Raw genomic sequence first — 9,910 nt, forward strand, 5'->3', positions numbered from 1 at the left:
AAGGAGAATTAATCTCTCGAAGCAAAAGTGAAGGGAATTTCTGAAATGGAATTCAGTCTGTCTATATTTGACTATACTTTTACTAACTATTACAGGAATTAGAATTACACGAAAATTATGCTTTACAGTGGGGGGTTGACCTAAGAAAGGTTCAGCCCGCTAATGCCACCCGTCGCTATCGGGATTTTCTTCTCGCTACCGCTTGGATGGGTGATATCGGTGCGATTGCCGTGGCGATGAGTCCCTGTATGCGTCTTTATGCTTATCTGGGTCAACAATTAGCCTTAGAACCGATTTCTGAGAATCCCTATCAAGCTTGGATTGATAGTTATAGTGGGGATGAATTCGCAGCTTTAGCAAGCCAGTTAGAGGAATTGGCGGATAAATACGCTCTGATGACGGAAAATATCTCTTTATCCTATCGTTATGCCCTTAGTTGTGAACAGGACTTCTTTAGTGCCGCCTACAGCCGGGGCAAATCTTAAAATTTTCCCGTCACAATGTTAAGAAATATAAATAACGCTAAGATTAAGGTAAGCAAAATCGTCATTATAAGAATAATGTTCCCTTCGCAACCCACCGAAAACGAACTCCTGAAAACTATCTTGGAACCTCTACTGGAGGATTTCACCCATTGGTTTTCCCGTTCCCGTCTCCTCCTCGAATCCGAGAGATTATCCTTTCTCAGCCTCGAGGAACAAAACGATTTATTGGCCAGAGTCAAAAACGCCCAACAGGAGGTGGCTACGGCTCATTTACTCTTTAAAACCACAGGTGGTCAGGTGGGTATTGAGGCCAAGATGTTGTTGCCTTGGCATCAGTTGGTGGCAGAGTGTTGGGGTGTCAGCAGTCGTCGTCGTCGATTACAGGGTTGGGGAGAATATCAATCTCCTCAAACTGACGCTTAATCTGAAACTTTTTGGTAAGCTAGAGAGTTGAGCGAATTTTTAGCATAAAGTTTTGGCAATTAGGAATATTCACACATAATTCATGGGAGACTTAGTCAATGCTACATCTGCTCTATATCCTCGCCTTCACGGTTATCGCTTTTTTGACCATTAATAATTTAATTCGTAGTCTGATTACTGTCAGCATGGATTCCCAGAAACGTCCTGCTAAATCGGGTAATTCCTATAATCCCTACGGTTATCCCATGACTTCCCATCCCGAACTTTTGGACGAGTCCGGACAACTAATCAATGAACCTTTGTTAGTGATTCGTTCTCTCACTGTCGAAGATGCTCGTCAGCAGTTAGATGCCATTTATAATTCTTCTCCCAGTGCCACCAAAGAGCAAGATGAAGAAATCTAATTGGTTCTAGAATGGCAGTCCTTGATAACAGACATATTTATCTACACGGTTTCGCTTCTGGCCCCCAATCAACAAAAGCGCAATTTTTGAGACATTGTTGGCAAAATAAGGGTTTAGCAATGGAAATTGCCGATCTTAACGGTGATAACTTTTCTAGCTTAACTCTCACTCGTCAGATTGTTCAAGTCGGCCAATTGATTGAACAATCTCAGCTTCCCGTTACTCTGATTGGTTCCAGTTTTGGCGGTTTAACGGCAGCTTGGCTGGCAGAAACTTATTCTCAGGTGCAAAGGCTCGTTTTATTAGCTCCGGCTTTTAATTTCGGGCCGATTTGGTTAGGACAATTGGGAGCAGAAACCCTAGCCAATTGGCAAAAATCTGGGAGTTTATCGGTTTATCACTACGGTTATCGTCGTTCTCTGCCAATTTATTACAAATTCATCGAGGATTTAGCTAATTATCCCCAAGAAAAGTTAATCAGGCAGCTCCCCACCCTGATTATTCATGGTCGTGCCGATGAGGTGATTCCCCTAGAAAATAGTCGCCATTATTGCATAAATCGCCCTTGGGTAAAATTAGTCGAATTAGATAGCGATCATGCCCTTACCGATGTTTTGACGAGAATCTGGGCTGAAATACAATTATTTCTCAATTTTTGACGAAAAAAGACCCCTCCTTCGATCGAAGGAGGGGTCTTAGTATATTTGTATTAGATTTTGAGAAGATTTTTCAGCTTCTCAGTCTAAAGACAAGAGATTTTCTGCTGATGTCTTGCCACTACCAAAGTCCGCGGATAGGAGATACACTAGGCTCGGTAGCGGGTTGAGGAGCAACTTCAGTAAAGGTTCTGGTTTCCGGGGGTAAAGCGGGAAGTCCCCAAGCGGGTTGTTTTTCGTTAAGTTCTCTTAAAAGTTGTGAGCGATTGCTGCTGGTGGCGATTTCCGATTTTAGTTTCAAGCGGGAAACCCAATAGGGACGAGCTTTACCCACATAAATTAACTTGCCATCTACCACTTGCAATAGTACATCGTCGCCACCAGTGGCATCCCCAACAATACGAGCGGTGGTTCCGTCAGCAAAGTCGCCACTGAAAATTTCTTTGCCATCCACTGTTACAGGTCTGATCAATTGGATGGACATAATCCCTCCCACGGTTCCCCGGACGCGACCTAGTACATAGTCACCGGGGTTGAGTTGCGGTTCACCTCTGTAGGTGTTATGGCCGCGCAGTTGACTGATCAGGATTTCGTTATTTTCCGGTCCTGCTTGTGCGGGTACAGCGCCAACGGTGGTTAGGGCAACTAAACCGGCAAAACCAGCGACAAGGGAAATTTTGTTAAACACAATTACCTCAAGCAAAAAGTTAGTAAATTACCTAGAGACGTTCTAGATTATAACTTAGTTCCCAATTTTGTCTATATTGCGAAATATTTGTTTAATAATTTCTCGATCGAGGTGTTGGGGATTTCAGTTATCAGTTATCAGTTATCAGATTGCAGTTTTAAGTGGACAGTGTTAGGTGAAAACTTCGGGGTCTTCTGGACATCAGGTGAAAAATGTTCGCTATGTTACATAATGGGCGCAAACCTTGCGCCCCTACAGCCGGCACGATATTAATGGTAGGGACATAAGGCTTATGCCCTTTTTTCGATAAGATAAGCTTATCACTTTAACTCCAATAGAAGCAAACTTGGGAACTTTCTTTTCACTGATTACTGTTTACTGTTCACTGCTCACTGAAAAATCCCCATTTCCCCATTCCCTAACCCCTATTCCCTAACCCCTATCCCCATTGGTGAATAATTCAGGATCGAGGATGGGTAGTTCGCTATCTGTTTCTGCTGGGGGAGAGGGTAACTGGAAACGATTTAAGGTTTGTTGAATGCGATCGAAAATGGTGATTTTTTGCTCGCTATTGTTCTGGGGTTCGGGAATAGGTTCCACTTCTACCGGAGGCTAAATACTAGAGGCCGGTTCGTTAATCTCCTTTGTCTCCGGTATGGTGGTTAAGGGAGATTCGATCGCTTCAGGGGTTTCCTCCACCTTTTCGATTGTTTCTGTCTCTACTGGTTTTTCTTCCACTATTGGGCTTTCTGGCTCAATAACAGGATTTTCTTCCACTATAGGGGTTTCTGGCTCAATAACAGGGATTTCCTCAACTATAGGGGTTTCTTCTTCCTCAATAACGGGGGTTTCCTCAACTATAGGGGTTTCTGGCTCAATAACGGGGGTTTCTTCCTCAACTATGGGAGTTTTTTCCTCTAGACTGGGAATGGTTTTATAGTTGGGATCAACAATGCTACGGGCAATTATAGGGGATAAATCGCCGCGGACTAATTGACTAAGGCCGTCTTGGTAAGAGGGATCAAAGCTAATCACGCGCACGCTGGTATTAAACTCGTTTTCGATTTTATTTCCCTTACCATCGATGAATTCTAATTGTACCCAGTTATTGCCCTTGTCAAAACCCTTGAGATAGATCGGTTCCCAAGTATCAAGCAGAAAACTTTCACCGTTGACAGTGACACGAATGCGCCAATTTTGAAGACTATTATCCTCGTTGACAGTATTGGGCAGACGTAGAGGAGCATTACTCAGATAAAAATCGAGCAGGATCGGTTCTGCACCGTAGATTCCTTGCGGATGACTGTAGGTTAGTAGGGGTAAGTTGTTATCAGGGGCATTTTTGCCTGTTTTTGTCAGAATATGAAAGGTTGTTTCAGCGAAGGCCCCATCATTTTTAAAACTTTCCTGCCAAGGCCGCAGGGCCAAGACGCGGAGGGTGTGAGTACCAGGGGCGAGATTTTCTAAGATAATCGGTTGCTTGAGGTCGTAGATAGCCGATGCTGGTTCATTATCGACAATTAGGCTCAAGTGGGGTCCTAATTTCAGGGTGTCGTCTTGGAAAATTGGCAGCTCCGACACTTGTAGTTTAACTGTCACCTGAGAGTCATCGAAAACTTGTTCGGCCAGAGGACTGAGAATCGTTACTTGGGGAGCGTAACGATCTAAACTGGGGCGCAGTTGCTGAATTAGGGCTGGGGGGGCAACCTCAGAAATGCGGCCTCGAACGACGGGAAGATTAGAGGTTTCGGAACTGGGGAGATTGGTAGCCGTCAGGCGATCGCCACAGGCGGTTAACAGGGTGGTCAGTAAACCGATCACAAGACATATATGAAGGGTTTTGACTGGGATTGATTTATGTAGTAGGGATAGCACGTTCCTCCTAGAGCCAAGGCCAAAATCTATACAAACCATTGATTTTTGCTAGAGTCATTGAATGCTCTGGTGTCAGCAAAAGCGCGAGAAGATCAGGTTATGGCCTCAATTTTACAGAATTGTTTGATTGTTTTTTGAGAATCTATCTATTGAATTTTCTATATGGTCTGGTGGGGGATAAAAGGGGGAAATCGGCTTCTGGGGCGACAATTAATGAACTTTTGTCAAGAAAAATCACTGGTCTGACCCTGACTGAGACCGTCCATAGCAGAAAATGTCTCTCCTAAGCTAAACGGCGCTTAACCTGCATGATCCAATAGCTATAACCCTTTTGGAGTCTATATCGGTGATCCGAAGTAAAAGCCGTTTAGCTAATCAAGGATTAAGACAATTTTAATTATTGTTAAGCATAACGAACAGACAAGAGAACAAAGACTTATCATCTACTATTGATGCTTTCGACTGGAATCTCACCCAAGAGGAAAGTCAAGCGACATTAACAAAAGGTGGGTCAGATTTCAACTTGCCTTTTTTAGGTTAAAAAATCTATCCTCAAATAAAACGCTAAGTCTATTGTCGAGAGAGGAGAATCCTCATGGCACTCCCCCCCAAAGCGGTAGCTAAAGTGATTGTAGATAAAGACCCAGTACCTACTTCCTTTGAGAAGTGGGGTCAACCGGGGCATTTTGATCGCACTTTAGCCAAAGGACCCAAAACCACCACCTGGATTTGGAACCTACACGCCAACGTCCACGATTTTGATAGTCAAACCAGCGATCTAGAAGATATTTCTCGGAAAATCTTCAGCGCCCACTTCGGACATCTCGCCGTTGTCTTCGTTTGGCTGAGTGGAATGTACTTCCACGGCGCGAAATTTTCTAACTATGAAGCTTGGTTAACCAACCCGCTCGCCATCAAACCCAGCGCCCAAGTGGTCTGGCCGATCGTCGGTCAAGGCATCCTCAACGGCGATGTGGGCGGTGGCTTCCACGGTATTCAGATCACCTCTGGTCTGTTCTACCTCTGGCGCGCCTCCGGGTTCACCAACAGCTATCAGCTATACTGCACCGCTATCGGTGGTTTAGTTATGGCGGGTCTGATGCTGTTTGCCGGTTGGTTCCACTACCACAAAAGCGCACCGAAACTGGAATGGTTCCAAAACGTGGAATCGATGATGAACCACCACTTGGCGGGTTTACTCGGCTTAGGTTCCCTAGGTTGGGCCGGTCATCAGATTCACGTTTCTTTACCGGTGAACAAACTCCTCGATGCTGGAGTAGCTCCCCAAGACATCCCCTTGCCCCACGAGTTCATTCTCGAACCGAGCAAGATGGCGGATTTATATCCCAGTTTCGCCCAGGGTTTGACCCCTTTCTTTACCCTTAACTGGGGTGCTTACTCGGATTTCCTCACCTTCAAAGGTGGCTTGAACCCCGTGACTGGTGGTCTCTGGCTTTCCGATACCGCTCACCATCACTTGGCGATCGCTGTATTATTCATCATTGCTGGTCATATGTACCGTACCAACTGGGGTATCGGTCACAGCATGAAGGAAATCCTCGAAAACCACAAAGGTCCCTTCACCGGTCAAGGTCACAAAGGACTGTACGAAATCCTGACCACCTCTTGGCACGCTCAGTTAGCGATTAACCTTGCTCTCTTAGGTTCGCTAACCATCATCGTGGCCCACCATATGTACGCCATGCCGCCCTATCCCTATCAGGCGACTGACTACGCCACCCAACTATCCTTGTTCACTCACCACACTTGGATCGGTGGCTTCTTAATCGTCGGTGCGGGAGCGCACGGAGCGATCTTCATGGTACGGGACTACGATCCGGCCAAAAACGTCGATAACCTGCTCGATCGGATGATCCGTCATCGCGACGCAATTATCTCCCACCTGAACTGGGTATGTATTTTCCTCGGCTTCCATAGCTTCGGTTTATACATTCACAACGACACCATGCGGGCTTTTGGTCGTCCCCAAGATATGTTCTCGGATACGGGAATTCAACTACAACCCATCTTTGCCCAATGGGTACAAAGTCTCCACACCCTAGCCCCCGGCAACACCGCTCCTAACGCTCTAACTACCGCTAGTTATGCTTTCGGTGGCGACGTGGTAGCCGTGGGTGGCAAAGTGGCCATGATGCCGATCACTCTCGGTACTGCCGATTTCCTCGTGCATCACATCCACGCCTTCACCATCCATGTAACCGTGTTGATTCTCCTCAAAGGGGTTCTCTACGCTCGCGGTTCCCGTCTGATTCCCGATAAAGCAAATCTCGGTTTCCGTTTCCCCTGCGATGGTCCCGGTCGCGGCGGTACCTGCCAAGTTTCGGGTTGGGATCACGTCTTCCTCGGCCTGTTCTGGATGTACAACTCCCTCTCGGTGGTAATCTTCCACTTTAGCTGGAAAATGCAGTCCGATGTCTGGGGAACCGTCGCCCCCGATGGCACTGTCACCCACGTTACCCTCGGTAACTTCGCTCAAAGTGCCATCACCATCAACGGCTGGTTACGGGATTTCCTCTGGGCGCAATCGGCCCAGGTGATTAACTCCTATGGCTCTGCCCTGTCCGCCTACGGAATCATGTTCCTAGCCGGTCACTTCGTCTTCGCGTTTAGCTTGATGTTCCTGTTCAGTGGTCGCGGCTACTGGCAAGAATTAATCGAGTCGATCGTTTGGGCGCACAACAAGTTAAGAGTTGCCCCCGCTATCCAACCTCGCGCCCTGAGCATCATTCAAGGTCGTGCCGTTGGTGTGGCTCACTACCTCTTAGGCGGTATTGTCACCACTTGGGCATTCTTCTTGGCCAGAAGTCTCTCGATTGGCTAAACTTGCCTATAAGGGCTTGCCAGTCCCCCGGGGATTGGCAAGACTAGGCTCAACCAGCGTCGATTGACCGATACCACTGTAAGCGTTTCCTATTACAGTGGGTGAATTGAAAAAAGGAAATAACCAGCACTCGTGTAAGAGCCTCAGTTATTTAGAGAGGAGAATTTCCTAAACAGCTATGGCAACTAAATTCCCTAAATTTAGCCAAGATCTAGCCCAAGATCCGACTACCCGTCGGATTTGGTACGGGATCGCCACAGCCCACGATTTTGAAAGTCATGATGGCATGACGGAAGAGAATCTCTACCAAAAGATTTTCGCGTCCCACTTCGGCCACATTGCAATCATTTTCCTGTGGACTTCCGGTACGATATTCCACGTCGCTTGGCAAGGTAACTTCGAGCAGTGGATCAAAGATCCCTTAAACATCCGTCCCATCGCCCACGCGATTTGGGATCCCCAGTTCGGTAAAGGCGCTGTAGATGCCTTCACCCAAGCTGGCGCTTCTAACCCGGTTAACATCGCCTATTCCGGGGTTTACCACTGGTTCTACACCATCGGTATGACCTCCAACCAAGACCTATACCAAGGTGCGGTGTTCCTGCTGATTCTCTCGGCGATTTTCCTCTTTGCTGGCTGGTTACACTTACAACCTAAGTTCCGTCCTAGCCTCGCTTGGTTCAAAAACGCTGAATCTCGCCTGAACCACCACCTCGCCGCTCTGTTCGGTGTTAGCTCCTTAGCTTGGACTGGACACCTCGTTCACGTTGCTATCCCCGAATCCCGCGGTCAGCACGTTGGTTGGGACAACTTCCTCTCCACTCCCCCCCACCCGGCGGGTTTACTACCCTTCTTCACCGGTGACTGGGGTGTGTATGCGGAAAACCCCGATACTGCTAACCACATTTTCGGTACTGCCCAAGGCGCGGGAACTGCGATTCTCACCTTCTTAGGTGGTTTCCATCCCCAAACCGAGTCCCTCTGGTTAACCGATATGGCTCACCACCACTTGGCGATCGCTGTGATCTTCATCGTGGCTGGTCATATGTACCGCACCAACTGGGGCATCGGTCACAGCATCAAGGACATCCTCAATGCACACAGACCCCCCAGTGGTAAGTTAGGAGCCGGTCACAAAAATCTTTATGACACGGTTAACAACTCTCTCCACTTCCAACTCGGTTTGGCTCTCGCTTCTTTAGGCGTGATCACCTCTCTGGTGGCGCAGCATATGTACGCGCTACCCCCTTATGCCTTTATCGCTAAGGACTACACTACCCAAGCGGCTCTCTATACCCACCACCAATACATCGCTGGTTTCCTAGCGGTGGGTGCTTTCGCCCACGGTGCTATCTTCTTCGTGCGTGACTATGATCCCGAAGCGAACAAAGATAACGTCCTGGCGCGGATGCTGGAGCATAAAGAAGCGATCATCTCTCACCTAAGCTGGGTTTCCCTTTTCTTAGGTTTCCACACCCTCGGCCTCTACGTTCATAACGATGTAGTCGTCGCTTTCGGTACTCCCGAAAAACAAATCCTCATCGAACCTGTGTTCGCTCAATTCGTGCAAGCAGCTTCGGGTAAAACCCTGTACGGCATGAACGTACTGTTGTCTAACCCCGATAGCATCGCTTACACCGCCTATCCCAACTACGGTGATGTTTGGTTACCCGGTTGGTTAGACGCAATCAATAGCGGCACTAACTCCCTCTTCTTAACCATCGGTCCTGGCGACTTCCTCGTTCACCATGCGATCGCTCTTGGTTTACACACCACCGTTCTAATCCTGGTTAAAGGTGCTTTAGACGCTCGTGGTTCCAAATTAATGCCCGATAAAAAAGACTTCGGGTATTCCTTCCCTTGCGACGGTCCCGGTCGTGGCGGTACTTGCGACATCTCTGCTTGGGATTCCTTCTATCTAGCCATGTTCTGGATGTTGAACACCCTGGGTTGGTTAACCTTCTACTGGCACTGGAAACACCTCGGTGTCTGGTCGGGTAACGTGGCTCAGTTTAACGAAAACTCCACCTACCTGATGGGCTGGTTCCGCGATTACCTCTGGGCTAACTCGGCTCAATTAATCAACGGTTACAACCCCTACGGTGTTAATAACCTTTCTGTCTGGGCCTGGATGTTCCTCTTTGGACACCTCGTTTGGGCAACCGGTTTCATGTTCCTGATCTCTTGGCGTGGTTACTGGCAAGAGTTGATCGAAACTATCGTTTGGGCCCACGAACGCACTCCTCTGGCGAACCTGGTTCGTTGGAAAGACAAACCCGTGGCTCTCTCGATCGTTCAGGCTCGTTTGGTTGGTTTAGCTCACTTCACCGTTGGCTATATCTTCACCTACGCCGCCTTCTTGATCGCTTCCACTGCCGGCAAGTTCGGCTAAACCTTGAATTAGGTGACTAAAAAACCCCCCGCCCATTGGTGGGGGGTTTTGTTTTTGACATCCTCGCCGCCCTAAAAGTGCGGCGATTCCTAAACCTCACGATTTAAGTTTCTGCTTCCACCACCGTCGCATACCACAGTTAAAA

The 9,910-nt window shown here is 47.8% G+C and carries 6 protein-coding genes and 2 pseudogenes; 6 read left to right on the top strand and 2 right to left on the bottom strand.

Going from position 1 to position 9,910, the window contains the following annotated elements; all coding sequences use genetic code 11:
• Positions 1–86: 86 nt before the first annotated feature.
• The 4 genes and pseudogenes from BGL89_RS05330 to BGL89_RS05345 all read left to right on the top strand — a co-directional run.
• A pseudogene (locus tag BGL89_RS05330) lies at positions 87–485 on the top strand (thiaminase II/PqqC family protein); the annotation flags it as partial.
• A 15-nt stretch (positions 486–500) separates the two neighbouring features.
• The gene (locus tag BGL89_RS05335) at positions 501–908 is read left to right on the top strand and encodes a DUF2605 domain-containing protein (RefSeq protein WP_286824799.1); all 408 of its coding nucleotides are present in this window, start codon (positions 501–503) and stop codon (positions 906–908) included.
• Positions 909–1,006: 98 nt separating this feature from the next.
• Positions 1,007–1,312: a DUF2973 domain-containing protein gene (locus BGL89_RS05340; RefSeq protein WP_286824801.1), complete on the top strand. Its 306-nt coding sequence runs from the start codon at positions 1,007–1,009 to the stop codon at positions 1,310–1,312.
• 11 nt (positions 1,313–1,323) lie between these two features.
• On the top strand, positions 1,324–1,971 hold the full coding sequence (locus BGL89_RS05345; RefSeq protein ID WP_286824802.1) for a YqiA/YcfP family alpha/beta fold hydrolase: 648 nt from the start codon (positions 1,324–1,326) through the stop codon (positions 1,969–1,971).
• 118 nt (positions 1,972–2,089) lie between these two features.
• Here BGL89_RS05345 and BGL89_RS05350 read toward each other — a convergent pair whose 3' ends face one another.
• Both BGL89_RS05350 and BGL89_RS05355 read right to left on the bottom strand, forming a co-directional pair.
• Positions 2,090–2,656, bottom strand: coding sequence for a hypothetical protein (locus BGL89_RS05350; protein ID WP_286824803.1), 567 nt, complete (start codon positions 2,654–2,656; stop codon positions 2,090–2,092).
• 432 nt (positions 2,657–3,088) lie between these two features.
• A pseudogene (locus tag BGL89_RS05355) lies at positions 3,089–4,570 on the bottom strand (hypothetical protein).
• Between the two features lie 556 nt (positions 4,571–5,126).
• Here BGL89_RS05355 and psaA point away from each other — a divergent pair.
• Complete coding sequence (psaA, locus tag BGL89_RS05360; RefSeq protein ID WP_286824805.1) at positions 5,127–7,373, top strand: photosystem I core protein PsaA; 2,247 nt, start codon at positions 5,127–5,129, stop codon at positions 7,371–7,373.
• 178 nt (positions 7,374–7,551) lie between these two features.
• Positions 7,552–9,765 (top strand): photosystem I core protein PsaB, encoded by a 2,214-nt coding sequence (gene psaB, locus BGL89_RS05365; RefSeq protein WP_002770787.1) that lies wholly within the window; start codon positions 7,552–7,554, stop codon positions 9,763–9,765.
• Positions 9,766–9,910: the final 145 nt, after the last annotated feature.

Source organism: Microcystis sp. LSC13-02 (assembly GCA_002282935.1).
In the GTDB taxonomy this organism is placed as follows: domain Bacteria; phylum Cyanobacteriota; class Cyanobacteriia; order Cyanobacteriales; family Microcystaceae; genus Microcystis.